The sequence below is a fragment of the Verrucosispora sp. FIM060022 genome (genome assembly GCF_003977705.1).
In the GTDB taxonomy this organism is placed as follows: Bacteria; Actinomycetota; Actinomycetes; order Mycobacteriales; family Micromonosporaceae; genus Micromonospora; species Micromonospora gifhornensis.
On the sequence record NZ_RQIV01000019.1, the window covers coordinates 15977 to 41643 of the forward strand.

The window sequence follows — 25667 nt, forward strand, 5'->3', positions numbered from 1 at the left end:
CAATGAGTGCCGGTGAGGCCGAGGCGCTGCGCCTGGACGCCGCCGAGCCGGGCCACCGGCACCTGTTCCACGTGCCCCCGGCCGACGGCGGGCGCTACCCGGAGACCGCATACCTGGCGGGCAACTCGCTCGGCCTGCAACCCAAGGCCACCCGTACGGAGTTGCTGGCCGACCTGGAGGCCTGGAGCCGGCTCGGCGTGGAGGGCCACCTGGAGGCGGAGCGCCCCTGGTTGCCGTACCACGAGTTGCTGACCGCGCCGGCGGCCCGGCTGGTCGGCGCGCTGCCCAGCGAGACCGTGGTGATGAACTCGCTGACGGTCAACCTGCACCTGCTGATGGTCAGCTTCTACCGGCCGGCCGGCGAGCGGACCCGGATCGTCATCGAGGACAGCGCCTTCCCCTCGGACAGCTACGCGGTGCGCAGCCAGGCCCGGTTCCACGGGCTGGACCCGGACACCACGGTGGTCCGGCTCACCCCGCGCCCCGGTGAGGAGAACCTGCGTACCGAGGACGTGACCGCGTTCCTGGCGGCGGAGGGGCACACCGTCGCACTGGTGCTGCTCGGCGGGGTCAACTACCTCACCGGCGAGCTGATGGACATCCCCACCATCACCGCCGCCGGCCGGGCCGCCGGTGCCGTGGTGGGCTGGGACCTGGCGCACGCGGCGGGCAACGTGCCGCTGTCGCTGCACGACTGGGACGTCGACTTCGCGGCCTGGTGTTCGTACAAGTACCTCAACTCCGGTCCGGGCGCGCTGGGCGGCGTCTTCGTGCACGAGCGCCACCACGGCGACCCCGCGCTGCACCGGTTCGAGGGCTGGTGGAGCACGGCGGCGGCGACCCGGTTCGAGATGACCCCGGTGAGCCGGCCACCGGCCACCGTCGAGGCGTGGCAGATCTCCAACCCGCCGATCTTCGCGATGGGCCCGGTGCGTACCTCGTTGGAGTTGTTCGACTCGGTCGGCATGCCGGCGCTGCGCGAGCGCAGCCTGCGGCTCACCGGCTACCTGGAGCGGCTGCTCGACGAGGTGGTCGCCGACCGGCCGTTGACCGTGGTCACCCCGCGTGACCCGAGCCGGCGCGGCTGCCAGCTGTCGGTCCGTATCGGCGTGGGCACCGCAAACGAACTGACCAAGCGGCTGCGCCACGAGCACGGGGTGATCGCCGACGCCCGGCAGCCGGACGTGGTGCGGTTCGCCCCGGTGCCGCTCTACTCGACGTACCACGACTGCTGGCGGGTCGCCGACGCGCTGGCCGCGACGGTGGAGGCCAACGCGTGAACACCCGGCAGGACGAGATCGCGGTGGTGGGTGCCGGTCTGGCCGGCTGCCTGTTGGCCTGCTACCTGGCCCGGCGAGGTCACTCGGTCACGCTCTACGAGCGGCGACCTGATCCCCGGGTCGGTACGCCCGAGCGGGGCCGCTCGATCAACCTGGCGCTCTCCGAGCGGGGTCTGGACGCGCTGCGCCGCATCGGCCTCGACGAGCAGGTGATGGCCGACGCGTTGCCGATGCGCGGCCGGATGGTGCACCCGGTGGTGGGCGAGCCCGACTTCCAGTCGTACAGCGCCGAGGGTGACCGGGCGATCAACTCGATCAGCCGGGGTGCGTTGAACAACGCGCTGCTGGACGCCGCCGCCAAGCTGCCGCAGGTGCGGGTCGCCTTCGACCACCGGCTGGTCGGGCTCGACCCGGCCACCGCGCAGATGACCTTCGAAACCCCGCAGGGCACGGTCACCGCGAACGCCACGGTCGTGCTCGGCGCCGACGGCGCCGGTTCGGCCGTACGCGGACAGCTGCTCGAACACGGCCTGCTCACCGAGAGCGTCGACTTCCTCGACTACGGCTACAAGGAACTCACCATCCCGCCGCTGGGTGGCGACTTCGCCCTCGACCCGGGTGCGCTGCACATCTGGCCGCGCGGCACGTCGATGATGATCGCCCTGCCGAACCCGGACCGCTCCTTCACCTGTACCCTGTTCTGGCCCAACCACGGCACCGCCAGCTTCTCCTCGTTGGGCAGCAAGGCGGCGATCGAGCGGTACTTCGCCCAGCACTACCCGGACCTGCCGCCGCTGGCCCCGAACCTGGTCGACGACTACCAGCACAACCCGGTCGGCGTGCTCGGCACCGTGCGGTGCGACCCGTGGCAGTTCGACGGGCGGGTGGGCCTGCTCGGTGACGCCGCGCACGCCATCGTGCCGTTCTACGGCCAGGGCGCGAACTGCGCCTTCGAGGACGTGGTGGAGCTCGACACCTGCCTCGACGAGTGCGGCGACGACTGGGCCGCGGCCCTGCCGCTGTACCAGCAACGCCGGCAGGACAACGCCGAGGCGATCGCGCAGATGGCGCTTGCCAACTTCGTGGAGATGCGCGACAAGGTCGCCTCGCCGGTGTACCAGACCCGCAAGAAGGTCGAGCACGCCCTGGAGCGGGCGCTGCCGGGCCGCTACGTCTCCCAGTACGAACTGGTCTCCTTCACCACCGTCCCGTACGCCCAGGTGCGTCGCCGGGTCCGCCGGCAGTACCAGGTGCTCGGCGCGGTGGCGGCCGGTGCGGCGGCGGTGCTGGCCGGTGCGGTGCTCGCTCTCGGACGCCGGAGGCGCGGATGACGCTCTGGGATCCTCGGCGGATGACCGGCCACGCGCCGGACGGCCCCGGGCTGCTGCGCAACTTCGTCGGCGGCGAGTTCGTCTCGGCCGGTGAGCGGTTCACCAAGCGCTCCCCGGTGACCGGCGAGCCGGTCTTCGAGGTGGTCGAGGCCAGCCGCTCCACAGTGGACGACGCGGTCACCGCGGCCCGGGCGGCGCTGCGTGGACCGTGGGGCCGGATGGGGGAGCGCGAACGCGCCGAGGTGCTGCGCCGGGTCGCCGACGAGCTGGAGCGCCGCTTCGACGACCTGGTCGCCGCCGAGGTCGCCGACACCGGCAAGGCCATCTCCCAGGCCCGGACGCTGGACATCCCGCGCGGTGCGGCCAACTTCCGCGCCTTCGCCGAGATCGTGGCGACCGCGCCCACGGAGTCGTTCACCACGGTCACCCCGACCGGCGGCCGGGCGCTGAACTACGCGGTCCGCAAACCGGTAGGCGTGGTGGCCGTCATCGTGCCGTGGAACCTGCCGCTGCTGCTGCTCACCTGGAAGGTCGCCCCCGCACTGGCCTGCGGCAACGCCGTGGTGGTCAAGCCCAGCGAGGAGACCCCCGCCTCCGCCACCCTGCTGGCCGAGGTGATGGCCACCGCCGGCGTACCCGACGGGGTGTTCAACCTGGTGCACGGCTTCGGCCCGGATTCCGCAGGTGAGTTCCTCACCCGGCACCCCGGCGTCGACGCGATCACCTTCACCGGCGAATCGTCCACCGGCGGGGCCATCATGCGGGCCGCCGCCGACGGGGTGAAGGCGGTCAGCTTCGAGTTGGGCGGCAAGAACGCCGGGCTGGTCTTCGCCGACGCCGACCTGGACGCGGCCGTCGAAGGCTCGGTGCGGTCCAGCTTCACCAACGGTGGTCAGGTCTGCCTGTGCACCGAACGGATCTACGTGCAGCGGCCGGTGTTCGAGGAGTTCACCGCCCGACTCGCCAAGCGCGCCGAGGAGTTGGCGTACGGCTGGCCGGCCGACGAGGCGACGGTGAACATGCCGCTGATCTCGCACGGACACCGCGACAAGGTGCTCGGCTACTACGACCTGGCCCGGTCCGAGGGCGCGCAGGTGCTGGCCGGTGGGGCAGTGCCGCGCTTCGGTGACGCCCGCGACGGCGGCGCGTACGTGCAGCCGACGGTGCTGACCGGGCTCGGCCCGCAGGCCCGTACCAACACCGAGGAGATCTTCGGCCCGGTGGTGCACGTGGCACCCTTCGACGACGAGGACGAGGCGTACGCGCTGGCCAACGGCACCGAGTACGGCCTGGCGGCGGCGGTCTGGACCCGGGACGTGGGTCGGGCGCACCGGGCCGGGCAGCGGCTGGACGCCGGCATCGTCTGGGTCAACACCTGGTTCCTGCGGGACCTGCGCACCCCCTTCGGTGGGGTGAAGGCCTCCGGCATCGGCCGCGAGGGCGGCGTGCACTCGCTCGACTTCTACTCCGAACTCACAAACGTCTGCGTGGACCTGTCATGAGCGACCTTCAGCGAGTGGCCGAGGAACTGACCGAGGCCCGGACCAGTGGCAAGCCCTGCCCACCCCTGCGTGGGCGGCTGCTGCCCGAGGGCGACGTGGCCGCGGCGTACGAGGTGCAGCAGCACCAGGTACGCCAGTGGCTGGCCGCCGGGCAGCGTCGGGTGGGCGCGAAGATCGGTCTGACCTCCCGGGCGGTGCAGGAGAACCTCGGCGTGTACGAGCCGGACTTCGGCGTCCTCACCGACGTCATGGCCGTGCCGGACGGCGCCGAGGTGCCGATCGATCGGCTGCTCCAACCCCGGGTGGAGGCGGAGATCGCCTTCGTGCTCGGCGCCGACCTGCCCGACGAACGGGTCACAAGCGTCGACGTGATCCGCGCCGTCGACCACCTGCTGCCGGCCATCGAGATCGTCGACTCGCGGGTGGCCGGCTGGGACATCTCCATCGTGGACACGGTGGCGGACAACGCCTCCAGTGGGCTGTTCGTGCTCGGCACCGCGCCCCGCCGACTCGCCGACGTGGACCTGCGGCTGTGCGGGATGGTGCTGGAGCACGCCGGGGAACCGGTGTCGGTCGGTGCCGGCGCGGCCTGCCTCGGCAACCCGCTGCACGCGGTGGCCTGGTTGGCCACCACGATGGCCCGCGCCGGTGAGCCGCTGCGCGCCGGTGACGTGGTGCTCTCCGGCGCCCTCGGCCCGATGGTGGCGGTCACCCCCGGCGCGGCGTACGAGGCCCGGATCTCCGGCCTCGGCTCGGTGCGGACCTGTTTCTCCCGGGAGGCGAAAGGTGGCTCGTCATGAGCGCCGGTGTGGCGGTGATCGGGTCGGGCAACATCGGCACCGACCTGATGATCAAGGTACTGCGGCTCAGTGAGAGCCTGCGGATGGTGGCGATGGTCGGCATCGACCCGGACTCCGACGGTCTGGCCCGGGCCCGCCGCCTCGGCGTGGCGACCACCGCCGAAGGCGTGGACGGCCTGGTGAAGATGCCCGAGTTCGCCGACGTCGAACTGGTCTTCGACGCCACCTCCGCCGGTGCGCACCGGCACAACGACGCGGTGCTGCGCGCCCACGGCCGCCGGGTCGTCGACCTGACCCCGGCCGCCATCGGCCCGTACGTGGTGCCGCCGGTCAATTTGGACGAGCACCTGGGCGAGCGCAACGTCAACATGGTCACCTGCGGCGGGCAGGCGACCGTGCCGATCGTCGCCGCGGTACGCCGGGTCACGCCGGTGGCGTACGGCGAGATCGTCGCGTCGATCTCCTCCCGTTCGGCCGGTCCGGGCACCCGCGCCAACATCGACGAGTTCACCGAGACCACCGCGCGGGCCATCGAGGTGGTCGGCGGCGCCGACCGGGGCAAGGCGATCATCGTGCTCAACCCGGCGGAGCCGCCGCTGCTGATGCGCGACACCGTCTACTGCCTCTGCCCGGATCCGGACGCCGACCGGTCCGCCATCGCCGCCTCGGTCGCCGACATGGTCGCCGGCGTGCAGCAGTACGTGCCCGGTTACCGGCTCAAGCAGGACGTGCAGTTCGACCGGGTGGACACCTACGTGCCGTCGCTCGGGCGGCAGCTGACCGGCCTTCAGGTCTCGGTCTTCCTGGAGGTCTCCGGTGCCGGGCACTACCTGCCCGCGTACGCCGGGAACCTGGACATCATGACCTCGGCCGCGCTGCGTACCGCCGAGCGGCTGGTCGCACTGGGCAGGACGGTGACCGCATGACCGAGTTGTACATCCAGGACGTGACGCTGCGCGATGGCATGCACGCCATCGGGCACCGCTACACCGTGGACCAGGTGCGGACCATCGCTGCGGCGTTGGACGCCGCCGGGGTGGCCGCGATCGAGGTGGCGCACGGTGACGGGTTGGCCGGGTCGAGTGTCAACTACGGCCACGGTGCGGCAAGTGACGCCGAGTGGATCGCGGCGGCGGCCGAGGTGATGACGAACGCGAAGCTGACCACCCTGCTGCTGCCCGGTATCGGCACCATCGCCGATCTGAAGGCGGCCAAGGCCCTCGGGGTGACGAGTGTGCGGATCGCCACGCACTGCACCGAGGCGGACATCTCCGCGCAGCACATCTCCTGGGCGCGGGACAACGGCATGGACGTCGCCGGGTTCCTGATGATGTCCCACATGAACGATCCGGCCGGACTGGCCGCGCAGGCCAAACTGATGGAGTCGTACGGGGCGCACTGCGTCTACGTCACCGACTCAGGTGGCAGGCTGCTGATGTCCGACGTGGCGCAGCGGGTCGACGCGTACCGGCAGGTGTTGGAACCGACCACGCAGATCGGCATCCACGCCCACCACAACCTCTCGCTCGGTGTGGCCAACAGCGTGGTCGCCGTGGAACACGGCCGCATCGTCGGTGACGGGCCGCTCGGGTCGCCGTCCGGGCGTACCGTCCGGGTGGACGCCTCACTGGCCGGGATGGGTGCCGGGGCGGGCAACGCCCCGCTGGAGGTCTTCGTCGCGGTCGCCGAACTGCACGGCTGGAAGCACGGTTGTGACGTGTTCGCGCTGATGGACGCCGCCGACGACATCGTCCGTCCGTTGCAGGACCGCCCGGTCCAGGTCGACCGCGAGACCCTCTCCCTCGGGTACGCCGGGGTCTACTCCAGCTTCCTGCGGCACGCCGAACGCGCCTCCGACCGGTACGGCGTCGACGTCCGCTCGATCCTGGTCGAGTTGGGGCGGCGTCGGATGGTCGGCGGCCAGGAGGACATGATCGTCGACGTGGCGCTGGACCTGGCCCGCGACGGTGCCGCTGAGCCGGCCCGCGACGGCGCCGGGGATCCGGCGGTCACGCAAGCACGAACCGAGGAGCAGGCATGAGCGGGCTGGACCCGGCCGGCATCGCCGAGCAGTTGGACAAGGCCGCCACCACCGCCACCGCGATCCCGCAACTGGCCGCCGAGGTCGGCCTCGACGTCGACGCCGCGTACGGGGTGCAGACCGCCCTCGTGCAGCGCCGCCTCGACCGGGGCGAGCGGCTGGTCGGCCTGAAGATGGGGCTGACCAGCAAGGCGAAGATGGCCCAGGTCGGCGTCGACGAGGTGATCTGGGGGCGGCTCACCGACGCGATGTGGGTGCCCGACGGCGGCAGCGTCGACGTGTCGACCTACATCCACCCCCGGGTCGAGCCGGAGGTGGCGTTCCTGCTGGACCGCCTGCCCGAGCCGGGCGAGCCGCTCGGCGCGTTCACCGACGCCGTCCGCGCGGTCGCCCCGGCGATCGAGCTGATCGACTCCCGGTACGCGAACTTCACCTTCTCCCTGCCGGACGTGATCGCCGACAACACCTCGGCCGCCGCCTTCGTGGTCGGTCCCTGGTCGCCGGTGCCGGACGGGCTGGACAACCTCGGGGTACTGCTGGAGATCGACGGCCGGGTAACGCAGGTCGGCTCGACCGCGGCGATCCTCGGCGACCCGCGCCGGGCCCTCGACGAGGGCGTCCGCCTGGCCGGACGGCACGGGGTGCGGCTGCGCGAGGGCTGGGTGTTCCTGGCCGGCGCGGCCACCGCCGCTGTCCCGCTGCGGCCCGGCGCTCAGGTCCGGGCAGTCGTCGAGAAGCTCGGCACCGCCACCCTGAAGGCCGCGTCATGAGCGCGGACGGGGCGCGGGTCGTCGCCGGGAAGGCCGTACCCCGTGGTGCGTTCCCGCACGTCAAGGTGGCGAACGGGTTCGTCTTCGTGTCGGGTACGTCGTCGCGGCGGCCGGACAACAGCTTCGCCGGAGTGTCGGTCGACGAGTTCGGTACGACGGACCTGGACATCCGGGTGCAGACCCGCGCGGTCATCGAGAACATCGGTGACCTGCTGCGCTCGGTCGGCGCCGAGCTGTCCGACCTGGTGCAGGTGACGTCGTACCTGGTCAACATGAACGATTTCGGCGGGTACAACGAGGTGTGGGCGGAGTTCTTCGACGCCACCGGACCGACCCGGACGACCGTGGCCGTGCACCAGTTGCCGCATCCGCACCTGCTGATCGAGATGCAAGCCGTGGCCGTGCTGCCCCAGGGAGGTCAGTCGTGAGTGAGATCGCCGAGCCGTTCAGCTTTCCGGGCTGGATCGCCGAGAACCAGCACCTGCTCAAGCCGCCGGTGGGCAACAAGGAGATGTTCCCCGGGTCCGACGACTTCATCGTGATGGTGGTGGGTGGGCCCAACCAGCGCACCGACTTCCACGTCGACCCGTACGAGGAGTTCTTCTACCAGGTCAAGGGCAACATGCACATCAACCTGATGACCCCGCAGGGGCCGCGTACGGTGCACGTGCGCGAGGGTCAGATGTGGATGCTGCCGCGCAACGTCCCGCACTCGCCGCAGCGCCCGGAGCCCGGCTCGATCGGCGTGGTGGTGGAGCGGGTCCGCCCGGAGGGCACGCTGGAGAAGTTCCAGTGGTACTGCCCCGAGTGCGGGCACAAGGTGCACGAGGTCGAGTTGCAGGTCCGCGACATCGCCGCCGACCTGCCCCCGGTGTTCGGCGCGTTCTACGCCGACGAGACGGCGCGCACCTGCGACCACTGCGGCACCCTGCACCCGGGCAAGGGCTGATGGCCCAGTCGCTGACCCACCCGGTGGTGGACGTGCACTCGCACGTCGTACCGAAGGGGTGGCCGGACCTCGCCGCGGCCTGCGGCGGGTCCGGCTGGCCCTGGCTGCGGATCGACTCGGAACGCGCCGCCATGATCATGGTCGGGGAGACCGAGTTCCGCCCGATCGGTGCACAGTGCTGGGACGCGCCGACCCGGCTGGCCGACATGACCGAAGACGGGGTCGACGTGCAGGTCGTCTCGCCCACCCCGGTCTTCTTCAGCTACGAGCGCCCGGCCGATCAGGCGGTGAAGGTGGCCCGCATCTTCAACGACCTGACCCTGGAGGTCACCGCGGCCGGTGGCGACCGCCTGCTGCCCTTCTGCCAGGTGCCGTTGCAGGACCCGGACGCGGCCTGCGCCGAGGTGGACCGCTGCCTGGCGGCCGGCCACGTCGGCGTGGAGATCGGTAACCACGTCGGCGACCGGGACCTGGACGACGCCGGGATCGTGACGTTCCTGACCCACTGCGCCGAGGTCGGCGCCCCGGTCTTCGTCCACCCCTGGGACATGCCGGGCGGCCCCCGCCTCGACCGCTGGATGGCCCGCTGGCTCACCGGGATGCCGGCCGAGACCCACCTGTCGGTGCTGTCGATGATCCTCGGCGGGGTCTTCGACAAGGTGCCGCCCAGCCTGCGGATCTGCTTCGCGCACGGCGGCGGCAGCTTCCCGTTCTGGCTGGGGCGGGCCGACAACGCCTGGCACCGCCGTGGCGACCTGGTACGCGGTGCCTCCGCCGCCCCGCCCAGCTCGTACGTCGACCGGTTCTTCGTCGACTCGGTGGTCTTCGCGCCACCGGCGCTGCGCCTGCTGGTGGACACCATGGGCGTCGACCAGGTGCTGCTCGGCAGCGACTACCCGTACCCGCTGGGGGAACGCCCGGTCGGACAGGTGATCCACGACGCCGACTTCCTCACCGAGGACCAGCGCGCACGGTTGCTGGGCGGCAACGCCCGACGCTTCCTGTACGGCTGACCGGGCCCGCCCGCCTGGTCCCTCGCGTGCGGTGCGAAGTGGCTGAAATCGGTCATCTTGATCAGCGCGTGGCAACCGCATCGTGCTGACGGGCAGGGCAGGATGGCGGTATGGCCGAGCCGCACGACCTGACCGCGTTGGAGCAGGCCGAGGCGATCGCCCGTGGTGAGTTGTCCAGCCTGGAGGTGGTCGAGCACCACCTGCGCCGCGTCGACGCGCTCGGCGACACCGTCGGCGCGTTCGTCACGGTCACCGCCGGCCGGGCCCGCGAGGCCGCCCGCGCCGCCGACGCGACACCGCCCGGTGAACGCGGGCCGTTGCACGGCGTACCGACCGCGATCAAGGACCTGACGTTGACCGCCGGGGTACGCACCACCTTCGGCTCGGCCGCCTTCGCCGACTTCGTCCCGCCGGTCGACGCTGACGTGGTGCGGTTCATCAAGGCGGCCGGACTGGTCAGCCTCGGCAAGACCACCACCTCCGAGCTGGGCTGCTCGCTCTACTCGGAGGGGTTGGTGGCTCCGCCGGCCCGTAACCCGTGGGACCTGTCGTACACCGCGGGTGGGTCCAGCGGGGGTGCGGCGGCGGCGGTGGCCGCGGGCCTGGTGCCGGTGGCGCAGGGTTCCGACGGTGGCGGCTCGCTGCGCATCCCGGCCTCCCTGTGTGGCCTGATCGGCTACAAACCCAGCCGTGGCCTGGTCTCCAGCGGTCCGCTCGGCTTCGGCGCCTACGGCCTGCCGAGCAACGGCCCGATCGGGCGGACAGTCGCCGACGTGGCCGCGTTGCTCGACGTGATGGCCGTCGCGGTGCCGGGCGAGCCGTACCTGCCGCCGGCCCCGCCGGCCGAGGGCTACCTGGGTGCGGCCCGGGCCGCCGCGCCGGGTCGGCTGCGGGTCGGCCGGTTCACCGCCGCGATGCTCGTCGACGAGCCCGTGCACCCGGACTGCGTCGCCGCGGTGGACCGGGCGACCGCGCTGCTCACCGCCGCCGGCCACGAGGTGGTCGAGGTGCCACCGCCGCTCGGGCCGCAGGTCTGGCCGCTGTTCGAGACCCTCTGGTACGTCCTCGCGCTCACCCCGGTGCCGCCCGAAGGGGAGCACCTGCTGCTGCCGTTGACCCGCTTCATGCGGTCCCGAGGTGCCGACGTCTCCGCCGGCACCCTGACCACCACCCTGGGCGAACTTCAGGTGCAGGTACGCGCCGGTGTCCGCCGCACCGCCGGCTGTGACCTGCTGCTCTGCCCGACGTTGTCCGCGCCGCAGGCTCCGGTCGGCTGGTTCACGCAGGGGCGTACCCCGGAAGAGGACTTCGACCGGCAACGCCGCTTCTCGCCGTACTGTGCGGTGTTCAACGTCACGGGTGATCCGTCCGTCTCGTTGCCGGTCGGAACGACCGCCGAAGGGTTGCCGGTGGGGGTGCTCCTCACCGGACGGTACGGTGCCGACGCGACACTGATCGCCACAGCTGCGCAGCTTGAGGGCTCCTGTGGCGGTTGGGATCGCCACCCCGTGCTCTGGCGGGGCGTCGACTCCGCTAACGTGAGTGGCAGCGGAGTCGGGAGGTCACCGCGGTGATCCGTCACCCGATCCGGTCGAAGGTCTCTCTTTCCGCCTGGGGGCGTTGGGATTGTCTGTAACCGACACGTTGCTGGTCTTCGTCGGCATCCCGGCAGCCGTCGTGCTGGTGATCGCCGGCCTCGTGTACGCGGGCAGCAGCCGCGACGGCGGTGGCGGCGCGAAGCGCTACCGGCCGGGCCGTCCGTTCAACTTCACGCCGGTCTGGTTCCTCAGTCAGCCGGGCGAGCTGGCCGACTCGGCCGGCGCGGTGCTGGCCGCCGGTGCACAGGCACCGGCGTTGACCAGCCGCAAGCAGGAGCAGGCCGGCGTCGAGACGCCGGCCGGTGGAACCGGAGGCGCAAGTGACCGTTGGTGAGATGCAGCCCGAGACCGGGACGGAGCCCCGGCCCGACGTGCTCGACGGGCCGTTCTCGACCCGTCAGCTGCTGCGCATCGACGAGGCGCTGCGGCTGGCCGACCGGACGACCGGACTGGTCTTCTCGGTCTTCGTCGGCGGTCTCGACGAGCCGATCCGGGAGCACGCCGAGCGGCTGCACCGGCAGCTGGCCAACCCGGACCGCTCCGTGCTGATCGCCGTCTCGCCCAACCAGCGGCAGCTGGAGATCGTCACCGGCCGGTACGCCCGCAAGCGGGTCCCCGACACGTACGCCAAGATCGCTGCGCTGTCGATGGTGGCTTCGTTCGGCGGTGGCGACCTGGCCGGCGGCATCATCCAGGGCCTCGACCAGCTCTCCCGCTACGCCGGCAAGGGCTGACCGCTTCCGACACCACTGAGCCCGGCCCCCGCGACGTACGCGGAGGCCGGGCTCAGGTCTGTCTCAGGCGCTGCGCGCGTCCCGGGCCCGCGCCGCCACGGCCCGGACCACCCCATCGCGGCCCTCGGCCACCAGCCGGCGCAGCGGCGCCGGGCTGCCCTGCTGCGCCAGCCAGGCGTCGGTCGCCTCGACGGTGTCCTCCTCGACCAGGTACGCCGGGTAGGCCAGCATCGCGAACTCCTGCGCCGGCTCGCTGTCCCGGCTGGCCCACACCTGCCCCACGACCTCGAAGTACCGCGGCCGGTACGGCGTGATCAGCTCGACCTGCGCCGGGTGGCTGAAGCCCTGCAACAGCGCCCGGTTGCGCCAGTTCGGCAGCGCCTCGGCACCGGTCAGCTGCGCCCAGACGGCAGCCTTGTTCTCCGCGGTCGGCACCAGCGCGTGCGCGTACGCGGCCTCCCGCTCACCGCTGGAGGTCCGGTCCCGGGCCAGCTCGGCGTCGATCTCCGGCGCACCGGCCACCCCGTTGGCCACCAACGCCTGCAGCACGCTCCACCGCAGCTCGGTGTCGATGGTCAGCCCTTGCGTCACCTGCGTGCCGTCCAGCCAGCCGCGCAGCACGGCCAGGTCCTCCGGGTCGCGGGCCGCCGAGACGTACGCCCGGGCCCAGGCAAGCTGGAACCCGCTGCCCGGCTCGGCCGAGGCGAGGGCGGTCCGCGCGGTACGGGCCAGGTCGGCCCAGCCGGTGGGCGCCCAGGCCGGGTCGGCGTAGAAGGTCAGGGCGCTGCTCGCCTGGCGCAAAGTGGCGGTGACCAGGTTGATGTCCGTCTCGGCGGGCAGCCCGGCCAGCACCAGCGCGATGTAGTCGCGGGTGGCCAGTTCGGCGTCGCGGGTCATGTCCCACGCCGCCGTCCAGCACAGCGCCCGCGCCAGCGACGAGTCGAAACCGGCGATGTGCTGCACCACAGTGGCCATCGACCGCTCGTCCAACCGCAGCTTGGTGTAGGTGAGGTCGTCGTCGTTGAGCAGCAGCACGTCGGCCGCGGGCACGCCGACGAGCTGAGGCAGCTCAGTCAGCTCACCGTCGATGTCGACCTCCAGACGCTCCCGGCGGACCAACCGGCCCTCGGTCAGGTCGTAGAGCCCGACGCCGATGCGGTGGGTACGCAGGGTCGGGTACCCCTCCGACGCCTCCTGCCGCACCACCACCTGCTGGTACGTGCCGTCCGGGCCGATGGTCAACTCGGGCCGCAGCGTGTTCACCTGCGCCGTCTCCAGCCACTGGCTGGCGAAGGTGCGCAGTTTGCGACCGGAGGCGGCCTCCAGTTCGGAGAGCAGGTCGTCGAAGGTGGCGTTACCCCAGGCGTACTTGGCGAAGTAGGCCCGCAGACCGGCCAGGAAGGACTCCAGGCCCACGTACGCGACCAGCTGCTTGAGCACGCTGGCGCCCTTGGCGTACGTGATGCCGTCGAAGTTGACCTCGACCGCCTCCAGGTCGGGCATCTCACAGTAGACCGGGTGGGTGGAGGAGAGCTGGTCCTGCCGGTAGCCCCAGTTCTTCCGGATCGACAGGAACGTCGTCCACGCCTCGGTGAACCGGGTGGCGTGCGTGTTGCACCAGTGGCTGGCCCACTCGGCGAAGGACTCGTTGAGCCACAGGTCGTTCCACCAGCGCATGGTGACCAGGTCACCGAACCACATGTGGGCCATCTCATGCAGGATCGTGTTGGCCCGCTGCTCGTACTCGAAGTCGGTGACCTGCGAGCGGAACAGGTAGTGCGACTCGGCGTGCGTGACACAGCCGAAGTTCTCCATCGCGCCGGCGTTGAAGTCCGGTACCCACAACTGGTCGTACTTCGGCAGCGGGTAGCGCACGCCGAACTGCTCGTGGAAGAAGTCGAAGCCCTGCTTGGTGATCAGGAACAGGTCGTCGCTGTCCAGGTACTGTGCCATCGAGGTCCGGCAGAACAGGCCCAGGTCGATGCCGTCGTGGCTGTCCCGCACCTCGTGGTACGGCCCGGCGCACAGCGCGGTGATGTAGGTGCTCATCCGCGCCGAGGTGGCGAAGTGGACGGTCTTGAGGTCGTCGCCGGCCGGTTCGACGCGCTCCACCGGTGCGTTGGAGATCACCTTCCAGTGCTCCGGGACGGTGGCGTGCCAGGTGTAGACGCTCTTGAGATCCGGCTGGTCGAAGCAGGCGAAGACCCGCTGGGCGTCGGCCGTCTCGAACTGGCTGTAGAGATAGGTCTCCCCGTCCACCGGGTCGACGCTGCGGTGCAGCCCCTGCCCCGAGTTCGAGTACGCGAAGTCCGCGTCGACGACCAGGACGTTCTCGCCGGCCAGCCCGGTAAGCGTCAGTCCCTTCTCGGCGGAGAAGCCGGCCAGGTCGATCGACGTGCCGTTCAGCGTCGCCGAACGCACCGAGTCCGCCGCCACCTCGATGAAGGTGCTGGCACCCGGTTCGGTGCAGCGGAAGTGCACCTCTGTGATCGACCGGAAGGTACGACCCCCCGCCGCGTGGACGGCGCTGGACAGGTCCAGATTGATGTCGTACCCCGTCACGTCGAGCAGGCGAGCCCGCTCGGTCGCCTCGACCTGCGTCAGGTTGCGCACTCCCGGCACGTTCGTCTCCATCCCGTTCTCGCCGTACGCCACGGCCACATCGTCGTGGACCGCCCGTGACGGCCCGTCCGATGCCGAGTCTTCCATGCGCGGGCACCCGGTGGTGGGCGAGGTCACGCAGCCGTTTCCGGCCCGACAGGGCGGGCAGGGAGTAAGGATCGGAAGTGCACCGCAGGCACGGTGCCATCGATGCGAAGGGACCTCACCATGAACGAGCGCAGCAGCGTCGACATGTGGTTCGATCCGATCTGCCCCTGGGCGTGGATCACTTCCCGCTGGCTGCTGGAGGTGGAGCAGGTCCGCGACATCGAGGTCCGCTTCCACGTGATGAGCCTGTCGGTGCTCAACGAGGGCCGCGAACTGCCCGAGCAGTACCAGGAGGCGATGCGTACCGGGTGGGGGCCGGTGCGGGTCTGCATCGCCGCCCAGCAGCGGTACGGGCCGGCGGTGCTCGGTGCCCTCTACACCGCCCTGGGCACCCGCATCCATCTGGGCAAGGAGCGCGTCGGTCCGGAGTTGTTCGCCGCCGCCCTCACCGACGCCGGCCTGGACCCGCAACTCGCCGCCGCCGCCGAGGACAGCCGGCTCGACACGGCCCTGCGGGAGAGCCACGAGCAGGGCATGCGGCCGGTCGGCACCGAGGTGGGCACCCCGGTCATCCACGCACCCGGCCCGAACGGACGACAGGTCGCCTTCTTCGGCCCGGTGGTCACCCCGGCGCCGAAGGGCGAGGCCGCCGGCCGGCTCTGGGACGGTGTGCTGCTGGTCTCCGGCACGCCCGGCTTCTTCGAACTCAAGCGCAGCCGCGACCTCGAACCCACCTTCGACTGAGGTGTAAGGAAGGGCACCTTATTAACGCCTCGTGCATAGCCCGGGCCCCTTGTTAACACCACACCTACGTCGCCTCCGAAGCCGCCTCGCGTGCCGGGTGCGGCGTCACCGCTGCCTTCGCGGACTCGTTTGACCGGGTGTCCGCAGAGTGCTGGCGGGCCGTACCTGTGCCCGTCGGCCGCCGCTCGTGGAGGCGTCAGATGGCCAAACACCGTGCCCCGGTCGATGACCGTCGGAGCCGTAGGGAGGGGATTGGCAGCGCCGCGCCCTCTCCCACGGCGAACCTGCGCTGGCCGATGCCCCGGCAGGATGTCGTCGAGAGCTGGCCGGCGCCCCGGCAGGAGTGCGCTGAGGACCGGTCGGCACCTCGGCAGGACCGTGCGGAGGGCTGGTCGAAGCTGCGGCAGGAGCGCGGCGAGATGTGGCCGAGTCCACCTCCACACCGTCCCGACGGCTGGCCGGTGCCGCAGCAGGAGCACCCGCTGAACGCCGCGGGAGTGCTGGGTCGTACCCCGGTGGTGGGCGTTGCCCGCGTTCCAGCCACCTCACGATTGACGCCGCCCGGTCGGGAGATCCGCAACCAGGGCCCGCGGCCGGTGCGGCGGCCGGCGGTGCTGCCGGCCCCCGTCGGCCGGCATCGTCGCGCGGGCGAGTCGGAGTGTTAACAAGGGACCCCTGCTCTACCTGAGGCGTTAAGCCGGGGCCCTTCCTTTCACCTGGTGGGCGGGGTGTGGGTCCGGCGACGGAGCGGGAAGTGGCGACGGTAGCGTCATGGGTCATGACGGTCGTGCACCCGATCACGCGGGCTTGGATCACCACTGGCGGCACCGGAGCGCAGAACTATGACGAGTTCGCCGACGACGCGGAGATCACCGCGATCATCGAGGCGAATCCGCACAGCGCCCTCGGCATCGAGATGCCGCACCGGGCTCCGGAGAGCCTCGGCAAGACCTTCGGCGACGCCCTGCCGGACGCCGCGACCCGGCTCGCCGAGGCGAAGGCCGACGGCAGCTACACCCCCGCCGAGCAGGTGGTGGTGCTGTACCGGATCACCGCACCCGGCGAGGAGCCGGCGTACGGCATCTTCGCCATGGTCGACACCGATCAGATCTCCACCCGGGCCGACGAGCCGGGCCTGGTCATCCGCAACGAGGACGTCTTCATCGCCAAGGTGCGCGAGCGGGTCGCCCTGGCCGAGGCGCTGGGTCACCTGCTCTCGCCCGTACTGCTGCTGCAGACCGGGCGCGGTGACGAACTGCACGCCGCGCTCGCCACGGCCACCGACGCGGCCGGCGCCCCCGCCGCCACCGACACCGACCAGGCCGGGCGTACGCACGCCATCTGGCTGCTCGGGCCGGGCCCGGAGCAGGACGAGCTGACCGCGCTCGCCTCCGGTGGCGAACTGGTCGTCGCCGACGGCAACCACCGCAGCCTCGCCGCCCAGACCGGCGGGTTCCGCCGCTTCCTCGCGGTGGTCACCACGCCCGCCTCGGTGGCCATCCAGCCGTACAACCGCCTGGTCAGCGAGCTGCCGACCACGCCGGACGAACTGCTCGACCGGCTGCGCGCCGCCGGCGCGCAGATCACCGCCGTCGACGGCCCGGTGCAGGTCCCGGCGACCGGCGGCAGCGTCGTGCTCCAGCTTCCCGGCCAGGCGTACGACGTGACGCTGCCGCACACCGGCGCGGGCCGGTTGGAGAACCTCGACCACGCCCTGGTCGAGCGGCTGCTGCTGCGTGAGGCCCTCGGACTGGACCCGGGCGACAAGCGGATCACCTACGTCGGTGGCGACTACCCGGCGAGCTGGCTGACCGGTGAGGTCGAGGCCGGCCGGGCCGAGCTGGCCATCCTCATCGCGCCGGTGACCGTGGACGACTTCGTCGCGGTGAACCTGGCCCGGGAGAAGATGCCGCGCAAGAGCACCTGGTTCACCCCGAAGGCACGCGGCGGACTGGTGGTCGCCGAGTTGCCGGACCCCGCGTAGGACCCCGAGCCACCCCGGTCGGGACGCCGATCCCGCTCGGTACGGATGCCGGGTGGGCCGGGTGTGACGTGATGCTGCCGACCCTGCGAAAGGTGGCGTCCGTCGCGCCCGGCCCCGCCCCGGCGGTGCCCGGTCCGGCGGGCCTGACAGACTGCCCGGTATGCGCGTCTACCTGGGATCCGATCACGCCGGTTTCGAGTTGAAGGTGCACCTGGCCAACCACCTCGCCAAGCAGGGGTACGAGGTGGTCGACGTCGGCCCGCACGTCTTCGACCCGGACGACGACTACCCGGCCTTCTGCCTGCACGCCGGCACCCGCGTGGTGGCCGACCCGGGCAGCCTGGGTGTGGTCATCGGTGGCTCCGGCAACGGCGAGCAGATCGCCGCCAACAAGGTCGCCGGGGTCCGTGCGGCGCTGGCCTGGAGCGTCGAGACGGCCCAACTCGGCCGGCAGCACAACGACGCCAACGTGGTCGCGGTCGGTGCTCGCCAGCACACCCTGGACGAGGCGACCGCCATCGTCGAGGCGTTCCTGACCACCGCCTTCTCCGGCAGCGAGCGGCACGCCCGCCGCATCACCCAGGTCGCCGACTACGAGCAGACCCGCAAACTGCCCGACCTGCCCTGACCCCTCCGCACCCGCCCTGGGCAACCCCATCCGTCGGGATCCGCTCGGGGGCGCGCCGGCATCGCGCCTCGATCTGGGATCGAGTGGTCTCCCCGTCGTCGGGACACCACTCGATCCCGAATCGAGCACGATCTAGAACCGCCCGGTGCCCGGTGCCCGGTGCCCGGTGCCCGGTGCCCGGTGCCCGGTGCCTGGACAGGCGGGGCCGGTCGGTCAGGCCGTCGGCCGGGGTCAGCGGCGGGGGAGTTCGTCGCGGGGGGTCCAGTTCCGGCGCACGATGACGATCTCGGCTTCGGCTGCGGCGAGGTCCTCGTCGGTGGGGCGGGCGGCGTCTCGGGCCCGCATGGCCGCTGTCACGCTCACCTGCGACGAGCCCGAGCCGACCAGGCCGCGTAGCCCGCGCTCGTTCTCCTCGCCCCCGCCGGCGCGTCGTCCGCGAGGCGGCTCCGCGCTGTCGTGCACCCCCGCTGTGGTCGCTGCGGCGCTGGAATCAGCGGTCCCCTGTGCTCCGCCCTGGTGCCGGTGTCGTCGTCGCCGTCGTGCCTCGTCCGCCACCCCCCGACCCTACCTGGGCTGACGGTTGTCGATCACGGTCTCGGGGCCTTCCGCACCCCCGATATTTGACACTGAAAGCACACACGGGCACGGCAATCGTCGCTGTCAGCGGTGCGACGTGGGGTCGGACGCGGCACTGTGCCGCCGGTCAGGAACTGGTCCTGCTCCCGACCGGCGGTCGGTGTGATCGGGGTCTTGCTGATCAGGATCAGCAAGACCTCGTGAGAAGGGGCGGCGGACCTCGGGGGACAGGGGGTCAGAAGACTTCCAGGGCCGAGGGAGCGCGGTGCCAGATGAACGCGGGGTCGGCAGCGGCCAGCGCACCGGGCCGCAGTTCGCGTACCCGGCCGGCGTCGGCCAGCGCGGTCAGGGTGCTACCCCCGAGGAAGAGTTCGCCCAGGCAGCTGATGTCGCAGGCCAGGTCGGCCGGACCATTCGCCGGTACGCAACTGGCCGTCTTCGGGCCACCCTGTAGCCGCCACCGACCGGTGTTCTCCGGCAGCAGGTCGTCGGTCACCTCGATGACCACGTCGACGTCGGTGGCGTAGCGGCGGGCGGCCATCGCGGCCGGTACGTCCACCACGCGTACCCACAGGGCGTCGACCAGGCGCGGGTTGAGCCGGCGTGGTTCGTCGACCAGCCGCAGCAGGGGCTCGTCCACGGCGGCCCGGAGGAAGCTCACCTGGCGGGTCAGGTCGATCGAGAGCAGCATCCGCCAGATCGCCCGGTATCCGGCGACACTTGTCGCCACCACCTCGTCGACGCTGGTCTGGCACTTCGGGCCGGTGCCGTCCCAGTCGGACTTGGTGCGGAACAGGCCGTACCCGTCGACGCCGTCAGCTCCTTCGTGCAGCACCACCCGTCGTTCGGTGGCACCGCCCCGGTGGGCCTCCGGATCGAGCAGGACGTAGCGCCACCACCGGTCGTCGCGGGCGGACCAGCCCGGCCGGCCCGCGCGTACGGTGTCGTACACCCGGGAGAGGTCGGCCAGGCGATCGGCCGGACGGTCCAGGCGTAGCCGGCCCTCGTCGGCGGTCGGCGGCGGTAGCCGCAGCTCGTTGGTGTCGCCGGTCAGCTGCAGGCGCTGCGCCGCCAGCCCGTAGCCGAAGCGGGGGTAGATCCGCCCCTCGCTGGCCCAGAGCACCGTGACCGGTTCCCGGCGGGCCGCGTGGACCTCGCGTAGTTGTCGGCGCATCAGCGCGGTGAGCAGACCTCGCCGCCGATGGGTGGGCGCCACCCCGACCATGCTGACGTGTGCGGCCGCCACCTCACCGCCGGGCACCCCCAGTGCGCGGGTGAACGCGGCCGTGGTGCCGACCACCTCGGGACCGTCGCGTACCAGCAGGGCGCGTTGCGGTTCGAAAATCACACGCTCGGTCTCGTGGGCTTCGGGTTCGAGGCCGTGGTGGAACAGGAAGTTGAGGAAACGGCCCATCTCGTCGAAGTCTTCGGCGCGGGCGCTGCTGATCGGCAGGGAAGTGCTGGTCACTGGTCGTGTGTATCGGATCGGTGCGGGTGCGGCGACCTATTTGTCGGCTGGCTACCCTCGAAGCAGGGCCCGGCGGTGATCAAGTTCACCGCCAGCCGAGGGGGAGGGAACGACATGGCCGACCAGACGCAGCCGTGGGCGGAGCGGACCGTGGAGGTGCCGCCGCAGCCCGGTGGCGGCATTCCGCCGCAGCGTGATCCGTACCGGCGTGGCGTGGCCTCGGTGGGGGCCAACGCGGCGCGTACCGAGCCGTTCACGGCGGTGGACCAGGTGCCGACCGGCACCGGCTGGCCGGGCGAGCCCGCGCCGCGCCGGCCGTTGAGTTGGCACATGGCGCAGTTGCGCAAGGGTGGCGAGTGGAGCGCCGCAGGCGCGCTGTTCGCCTTCGTGTGCTGGGGAATCTGGGCGATCTCCGGCGGGGGTGATCTCGCCGGACCGTTCCTGATCTTCGTGCTGAGCCTGCTGGTGGCGGCGGGGCTCTTCGCGCTGACCCGGCTGCTGGGCCGGTTGGTGCTGGAACGGCAGTTGGGTCGGGTACGGCGCAGCGCCCGTGGCGCGCACCTGGTCACCGCGCTCTTCCTGACCGGACTGGGCATCGCCTACCTGCAACAGACCCAGTGGGTCATGGACGCCTGGAACTGGCTGACCACCTGAGGTCGCGTCGTCGGGCGGGTCGGCGCGTCATGCCGACCCGCCCGACGGAACCGGTCGCGGGCATCGCGACCGGAAGGTCGTCACTCCACCAGGACGGCCGCTGCATACCCGGACGGAGCCGGTTCATCCCCCGGGTCGGGTACGGTACGTGCGCGACCCGCCACACTACGGACATGATGGCACCTGTCCGAATTGGTGGCAAATTTATGACCGTCACCGCATTTCGGGTGCGCGGACATATTTTCCGGTAAGGGGAAAAGGGCCTGCTGGCGGACGGAATATTGCAACCGCAAGCTCCCCCGGCTCGTGAAATTTCCATGTACGCAGGTCTTCCTAAACGTGAATGCGTCTATAGGATGGGCTCTGTGAGTAACGGGGCACAGGTCACGGGCGACGGATTTCCGGGGGGCGCGAGCATCCCGGTCACCGTCCTCCGGCTGGACCGTCCCGAGCTCGATGGCACCCGTCTCGTCGTGCGGGCCGTCGATGTCGAGCTGCGTGAACGTCGTCGCGGGCACCACCTTGCACCACTGGGATACCTCTACGACCGCGCCGACCACGACGAATTGGAATCCGATCTCATCCTTGACGCCGGGCACTACGACGCGGGTGACCAGACCTGGTCATTTTCCGCTGAGGTGCCCGGGATTATCGGCCTTACCGAGCCGCTGTCGTCGGCTGACAACCCGCCAGCCGAAAGAGTCGGAAAAGAAGGAGACCAGACGTGACGGCCACCCTGACGCGCAACCCCCTGCGCACCTCGCTGTCGATGACCAGTGGGCACGACTTCAGCCAGCCGCTGCCCGCCGACCACGACCGCCAGCCCTTCGGCTACCTCTTCGCCAACTGGGAGCCGGGCACTCCGGCGGAGACCGAGACCGAGCTCGGCTACTACGACGCCGACCAGCAGGTCTGGGTCACCCCGGACGGCGCCATCACCGCCGGTGTCTACACCAAGACCCGCACCTCCGGCTCCAACTGCGGAGACTGCGTGACCGACGACGCCTGCGCGTAAGGACGACGCATGACCACCTCGCCATCTGATCGCGGGATCCTGATCTTCACCCAGGACTTCGATCCCACGGTCGACCCCGTCGTGCGGACCCTCACCGCGCGGGGCGCCGACATCGTCCGCGTCGACCTGAGCTACTTCCCGCAGACGCTGACGTTCACCACCTCGGATTTCGATGGCGAGCGGCGGCGGCTGCTGCACCGCGGGCGGGAGGTCGATCTCGATCGGCTCTCCGGGGTGTGGTACCGCCGCCCCACAGCCTTCCGCTTCCACGAACAGATGAGCGAGGCCGAGCAGCAGTTCGCCCGCAACGAGGCGCTGCACGGCATCGGCGGCATCCTGCGCAGCACCGACTGCCTCTGGGTCAACCGCCCCGACGTCGACGCCGTCGCCGAACTCAAGCCCTACCAACTCCAGTTGGCCAAGCAGGTCGGCATGCGGGTGCCCCGCACCCTGCTCACCAACGACCCCGACGAGGTACGCGCCCTGGTCAGCGCCGCCGACAAGCCCGTCGTCTACAAGGCACTCACCGGTGGGGTCATCCACTACCCGGGCGCCTTCCCGAGCGGCCTCTACACCACAGTCGTGGGCGATGAGGTGCTGACCAACGCCGACCGGGTCCAGCACACGATCTGCATGTTCCAGGAGTACATCGAGAAGGCGTACGAGGTCCGGCTGACCGTCGTCGGGAACACCTGGTTCCCGGTGGTCATCGACTCGCAGGCGTTGCCCACCACCTCGGTGGACTGGCGTGGCGAGAACCACCTGCCGTACGGGCCGTACAAGCCGCTGCCCGACGAGGTGGTGGCGAAGACCCAACGCCTGCTCGACCACCTCGGCCTCGTCTACGCGGCCATCGATTTCATCGTCACCCCCGACGGGGAGTACGTCTTCCTGGAGGTGAACCCGGGCGGGCAGTTCATGTGGCTGCAGCACGATCTGGGTCTGCCGATGGACGAGACCATCGCCGACCTGCTGCTGGCCGGCGGCCCCTTCCGGCGGGGCGAGGTCACCCAGGTCGGCTACTGAGATGACCGGGGCGCTGCTGCTTGCCGCCCAGTTGGCCCTGGGCGGCACGCTCGGCTGGGCGCTGGCCGGCAAGGTGCGCAACCGGGCCGCCTTCGCGACCTTCCGCGCCTCGCTGCCCCGTACCGTCGGGGTGCCGGCGGCACGGGCGGGCGCGCTCGCCGTGGGGGTGCTGGCGGCCGAGGCGCTGACCGCCGCGACGCTGCTCGCCGCCGTCGCCGTCCCGGCCCTCGCGCCTACGGCCTTCGCGCTGGCCACCGGCCTGTTCGCCGCCTTCACGGTGGCCGTGGCCGGGATGGTCCGCCGGGGCGTCCGCGAGCCCTGCCGCTGCTTCGGCGTCACCGAACGCCCACCCGGCCCCGCCCACGTCATCCGTAACCTGCTGCTGACGGCGGTCGCCCTCGGCGGGGCGGCGCTGGCCTTCGGCGGCGTCCGGCCACCGTCGCCGCCCACCCTCACCGCTGACCCGACCGGAGGTGACATGGCCCTCACGACCGTCCTGCTGCTGGTGGTCACGGTGCTGTGTCTGGTCAACACCACAGTCCTGCTGGTCGTGCTCGCGCAGTTGCGGCGGCAGTCCACCCTGCTGAAGGTCAGCATCGAGGGGGTGGAGAACCCCGAGCCGATCATGCTGACCGCCGGTGCCACGATCGGCGACTTCACCGCCACCACGGTCGACGGCACGCCGGTGTCCCGGGCCGGGCTGCGGGGCGAAACCCTTGTGGCGTTCCTCTCGCCGAGCTGCCCGGCGTGTGCGGAGAGCCTGCCCGGATTCGTCGCCCGGGCCGAGGCGATCCCCGGCGGGCGGGAACAGGCGCTGGCCGTCGTGCTGGGCGCCGGCGAAGCCGCCACCCAACTCTGCGAACGGCTCACGCCGGTGGCCCGGGTGGTCAACGAGCCCGAACGCGGTCCCGTGGCCCGCGCCTTCGGAGTGGACGGCTACCCCGCTTTCGGTCTGCTATCCGGCGACACCGTGGTCGCCAGCCACTTCGTGCTCGACCGGGTGCCCGCCACCAACGCCCCGTGATCAGACAAGCAGGCGGGTCGCTGATCGAGGCGACCCGGATGGCGTGGGCCGCGTCCCGCCGCTGGCTCATCGCCCGGGTGCTGCTCACCGTCGTCGGGGGCATGGTGCCCATCGCCGTCGCCTGGCTGATGAAGGTCGTACTGGACCGGCTGGCCGCCGGCGACGACCGGCTCACCGGGCCGGTGCTGCTGCTGGCCGGCGCGGGCGCCGCCGCCGTGCTCCTGCCCGAACTGGGCCGCTACGTCGACGCCGAGCTGCAACGATCGGTCGGGCTGGCCGCGCGGCATCGGTTGTTCGCTGCCGTCGGCCGGATGCTCGGGCTGCGCCGGTTCGAGGATCCGGCCTTCCACGACCGGCTCAGCATCGCCGCGGAGACCGGCCCCGCCGGGCCGCCGGAGGTGGTCAGCGGCTTCCTCGGCGCCGCTCAGGGGCTCATCACCATGCTCGCCTTCCTCACCACCCTGGCCGCGATCAACCCGTGGATGGTGCTGGTGGTGGCGGTGGCCGCCGTACCCACCCTGCGGGCGGAGCTGCGGCTCGGCCGGCAGCGCGCCGCGCTGCTCTGGGAGTACGGGCACGCCGCCCGGCGGGAGTTCTTCTACGCCCAGCTGATGACAAGCGTCACCGCCGCGAAGGAGGTCCGCCTGTACGGCCTGGGCGGGCTGTTCGGCGCCCGGATGCTCACCGAACTGCGCGGCATCCAGGCCGGCCAACGCCGGATGGACCGGCGCGAGCTGCTCGTGCAGTCCGTGCAGGGTCTGCTCGGCGCGGTGGTGGCCGGGCTCGGTCTGATCTGGGCGGTCGCCGCCGCCCGGTCCGGCGCGCTCACCATCGGCGACGTGTCCGTCTTCGTGGCCGCCGTCGCCGGCGTGCAGGGCGGGCTGAGCACCGCCTTCGTCAACGCCGGCCGACTGCACGAGGCGATGCTGCTGTTCGGGCACTACCGCTTCGTCGTGGAGGCCCCACCCGACCTGCCCGCCCGCGCCACCGCGCTACCGGCGGTGCCACCGCTGCGGCACGGCATCGAGCTCGACGACGTGTGGTTCCGCTACGGCGACGACCTGCCGTGGGTGCTGCGCGGGGTGAGCCTGCGCATCCCCGCCGGCTCGTCGGTCGCCCTGGTCGGGCGCAACGGCGCCGGCAAGAGTTCCCTGGTCAAACTGCTGTGCCGGTTCTACGACCCGACCCGCGGCAGCATCCGCTGGGACGGCGTCGACCTGCGTGACCTGCCCCCGGCCGAGCTGCGGGCGCGGATCGGCGTGCTGTTCCAGGACTTCATGGCGTACGACCTCAGTGCCGCCGACAACATCGGCCTCGGCGAGGTGGCCGCCCTCGACGAGCCGGCCCGGATCCGGGCGGCGGCCCAACTGGCCGGCGTCGACGACATCCTGTCGACGCTGCCCCGCGGCTACGACACCCTGCTCACCCGGGTCTACATGAACGCCGAGGACCGCGACGACCCCACCACCGGAGTGGTGCTCTCCGGCGGGCAGTGGCAGCGGGTCGCGCTGGCCCGGGCACTGATGCGCGAGGACGCCGACCTGCTCGTGCTCGACGAACCCAGCGCCGGCCTCGACGCCGAGGCCGAATACGAGATCAGCCGACGCCTCGCCGCACACCGCGCCGGCCGGACCAGCCTGCTGATCTCACACCGGATGAACACCGTCCGCGACGCCGACCTGATCGTCGTCCTCTCCGACGGCACGATCACCGAACGCGGCCGCCACCAGGAGCTGATCGACCTGGACGGTACGTACGCCCGACTGTTCCGCCGTCAGGCCGCCGGCTACCAGGATCCGCAACCCGCGACCTGACCCGGCG

General features: G+C 71.5%; 25 protein-coding genes. 22 read left to right on the top strand and 3 right to left on the bottom strand.

Annotation, left to right across the window (positions count from 1 at the left end; translation table 11 throughout):
• Nucleotides 1-2 precede the first annotated feature (2 nt).
• From kynU to EG812_RS28255, 13 genes are all read left to right on the top strand, one after another.
• The gene (kynU, locus tag EG812_RS28195; protein ID WP_502697220.1) at nucleotides 3-1280 is read left to right on the top strand and encodes a kynureninase; all 1278 of its coding nucleotides are present in this window, start codon (nucleotides 3-5) and stop codon (nucleotides 1278-1280) included.
• The gene (locus EG812_RS28200) at nucleotides 1277-2611 is read left to right on the top strand and encodes an FAD-dependent oxidoreductase (protein ID WP_013735473.1); all 1335 of its coding nucleotides are present in this window, start codon (nucleotides 1277-1279) and stop codon (nucleotides 2609-2611) included. Before kynU ends, EG812_RS28200 begins: the two co-directional genes overlap by 4 nt.
• 20 nt (nucleotides 2612-2631) lie before the next feature.
• Nucleotides 2632-4113 carry a 2-hydroxymuconic semialdehyde dehydrogenase gene (locus tag EG812_RS28205; protein ID WP_126713401.1) on the top strand — a complete coding sequence of 494 codons (1482 nt, stop codon included), beginning with the start codon at nucleotides 2632-2634 and terminating at the stop codon, nucleotides 4111-4113.
• Nucleotides 4110-4913, top strand: coding sequence for a 2-keto-4-pentenoate hydratase (locus tag EG812_RS28210; protein ID WP_126713386.1), 804 nt, complete (start codon nucleotides 4110-4112; stop codon nucleotides 4911-4913). The genes EG812_RS28205 and EG812_RS28210 overlap by 4 nt, the downstream gene beginning before the upstream one ends.
• Nucleotides 4910-5839, top strand: a complete 930-nt coding sequence (locus tag EG812_RS28215; protein ID WP_126713387.1) for an acetaldehyde dehydrogenase (acetylating) — start codon at nucleotides 4910-4912, stop codon at nucleotides 5837-5839. The genes EG812_RS28210 and EG812_RS28215 overlap by 4 nt, the downstream gene beginning before the upstream one ends.
• A complete protein-coding gene (dmpG, locus tag EG812_RS28220) occupies nucleotides 5836-6954 on the top strand; it encodes a 4-hydroxy-2-oxovalerate aldolase (RefSeq protein WP_126713388.1) in 1119 nt (372 codons plus the stop codon). The genes EG812_RS28215 and dmpG overlap by 4 nt, the downstream gene beginning before the upstream one ends.
• Nucleotides 6951-7724 (top strand): 2-keto-4-pentenoate hydratase, encoded by a 774-nt coding sequence (locus tag EG812_RS28225; RefSeq protein ID WP_013735468.1) that lies wholly within the window; start codon nucleotides 6951-6953, stop codon nucleotides 7722-7724. Before dmpG ends, EG812_RS28225 begins: the two co-directional genes overlap by 4 nt.
• The gene (locus EG812_RS28230) at nucleotides 7721-8152 is read left to right on the top strand and encodes a RidA family protein (protein ID WP_013735467.1); all 432 of its coding nucleotides are present in this window, start codon (nucleotides 7721-7723) and stop codon (nucleotides 8150-8152) included. Before EG812_RS28225 ends, EG812_RS28230 begins: the two co-directional genes overlap by 4 nt.
• Nucleotides 8149-8673 carry a 3-hydroxyanthranilate 3,4-dioxygenase gene (locus EG812_RS28235; RefSeq protein WP_126713389.1) on the top strand — a complete coding sequence of 175 codons (525 nt, stop codon included), beginning with the start codon at nucleotides 8149-8151 and terminating at the stop codon, nucleotides 8671-8673. Before EG812_RS28230 ends, EG812_RS28235 begins: the two co-directional genes overlap by 4 nt.
• A gap of 11 nt (nucleotides 8674-8684) precedes the next feature.
• Nucleotides 8685-9686: an amidohydrolase family protein gene (locus EG812_RS28240; protein WP_199743978.1), complete on the top strand. Its 1002-nt coding sequence runs from the start codon at nucleotides 8685-8687 to the stop codon at nucleotides 9684-9686.
• Between the two features lie 110 nt (nucleotides 9687-9796).
• Nucleotides 9797-11260: an amidase gene (locus EG812_RS28245; protein ID WP_126713391.1), complete on the top strand. Its 1464-nt coding sequence runs from the start codon at nucleotides 9797-9799 to the stop codon at nucleotides 11258-11260.
• A gap of 46 nt (nucleotides 11261-11306) precedes the next feature.
• Nucleotides 11307-11618, top strand: coding sequence for an aa3-type cytochrome oxidase subunit CtaJ (gene ctaJ / locus EG812_RS28250; RefSeq protein ID WP_436278357.1), 312 nt, complete (start codon nucleotides 11307-11309; stop codon nucleotides 11616-11618).
• The gene (locus tag EG812_RS28255; RefSeq protein WP_013735462.1) at nucleotides 11605-12018 is read left to right on the top strand and encodes a DUF5130 family protein; all 414 of its coding nucleotides are present in this window, start codon (nucleotides 11605-11607) and stop codon (nucleotides 12016-12018) included. Before ctaJ ends, EG812_RS28255 begins: the two co-directional genes overlap by 14 nt.
• A gap of 63 nt (nucleotides 12019-12081) precedes the next feature.
• On the opposite strand, the gene pepN is transcribed toward EG812_RS28255, so the two are convergent.
• Nucleotides 12082-14631, bottom strand: coding sequence for an aminopeptidase N (gene pepN, locus EG812_RS28260; RefSeq protein ID WP_043725528.1), 2550 nt, complete (start codon nucleotides 14629-14631; stop codon nucleotides 12082-12084).
• 216 nt (nucleotides 14632-14847) lie between these two features.
• Here pepN and EG812_RS28265 point away from each other — a divergent pair, with 216 nt between their 5' ends.
• The 3 genes from EG812_RS28265 (at nucleotide 14848) to EG812_RS28275 (ending at nucleotide 18083) form a co-directional block, all read left to right on the top strand.
• Nucleotides 14848-15471 (top strand): mycothiol-dependent nitroreductase Rv2466c family protein, encoded by a 624-nt coding sequence (locus EG812_RS28265; RefSeq protein ID WP_126713403.1) that lies wholly within the window; start codon nucleotides 14848-14850, stop codon nucleotides 15469-15471.
• A 778-nt stretch (nucleotides 15472-16249) separates the two neighbouring features.
• Nucleotides 16250-17455, top strand: a complete 1206-nt coding sequence (locus EG812_RS28270; protein WP_126713392.1) for a DUF1015 family protein — start codon at nucleotides 16250-16252, stop codon at nucleotides 17453-17455.
• 160 nt (nucleotides 17456-17615) lie between these two features.
• Nucleotides 17616-18083, top strand: a complete 468-nt coding sequence (locus EG812_RS28275) for a ribose-5-phosphate isomerase (RefSeq protein ID WP_013735458.1) — start codon at nucleotides 17616-17618, stop codon at nucleotides 18081-18083.
• Between the two features lie 231 nt (nucleotides 18084-18314).
• Here the strand turns inward: EG812_RS28275 and EG812_RS28280 are convergent, their stop codons facing one another.
• Together EG812_RS28280 and EG812_RS28285 are read right to left on the bottom strand one after the other, a co-directional pair.
• The gene (locus tag EG812_RS28280; protein ID WP_043721728.1) at nucleotides 18315-18638 is read right to left on the bottom strand and encodes a hypothetical protein; all 324 of its coding nucleotides are present in this window, start codon (nucleotides 18636-18638) and stop codon (nucleotides 18315-18317) included.
• A gap of 256 nt (nucleotides 18639-18894) precedes the next feature.
• A complete protein-coding gene (locus EG812_RS28285; RefSeq protein ID WP_126713393.1) occupies nucleotides 18895-20127 on the bottom strand; it encodes a GNAT family N-acetyltransferase in 1233 nt (410 codons plus the stop codon).
• 114 nt (nucleotides 20128-20241) lie between these two features.
• On the opposite strand from EG812_RS28285, the gene EG812_RS28290 reads away from it, so the two are divergent.
• The 6 genes from EG812_RS28290 (at nucleotide 20242) to EG812_RS28315 (ending at nucleotide 25660) form a co-directional block, all read left to right on the top strand.
• Nucleotides 20242-20781, top strand: coding sequence for a hypothetical protein (locus EG812_RS28290; protein ID WP_013735455.1), 540 nt, complete (start codon nucleotides 20242-20244; stop codon nucleotides 20779-20781).
• 365 nt (nucleotides 20782-21146) lie between these two features.
• Nucleotides 21147-21509: a hypothetical protein gene (locus EG812_RS28295; protein ID WP_126713394.1), complete on the top strand. Its 363-nt coding sequence runs from the start codon at nucleotides 21147-21149 to the stop codon at nucleotides 21507-21509.
• A complete protein-coding gene (locus EG812_RS28300; protein ID WP_013735452.1) occupies nucleotides 21506-21796 on the top strand; it encodes a hypothetical protein in 291 nt (96 codons plus the stop codon). The genes EG812_RS28295 and EG812_RS28300 overlap by 4 nt, the downstream gene beginning before the upstream one ends.
• A 9-nt stretch (nucleotides 21797-21805) precedes the next feature.
• Nucleotides 21806-22822, top strand: coding sequence for an MvdC/MvdD family ATP grasp protein (locus EG812_RS28305; protein WP_013735451.1), 1017 nt, complete (start codon nucleotides 21806-21808; stop codon nucleotides 22820-22822).
• Nucleotide 22823: 1 nt separating this feature from the next.
• Nucleotides 22824-23846, top strand: coding sequence for a TlpA family protein disulfide reductase (locus EG812_RS28310; protein WP_126713395.1), 1023 nt, complete (start codon nucleotides 22824-22826; stop codon nucleotides 23844-23846).
• Complete coding sequence (locus EG812_RS28315) at nucleotides 23843-25660, top strand: ABC transporter ATP-binding protein (RefSeq protein WP_013735449.1); 1818 nt, start codon at nucleotides 23843-23845, stop codon at nucleotides 25658-25660. The genes EG812_RS28310 and EG812_RS28315 overlap by 4 nt, the downstream gene beginning before the upstream one ends.
• Nucleotides 25661-25667: the final 7 nt, after the last annotated feature.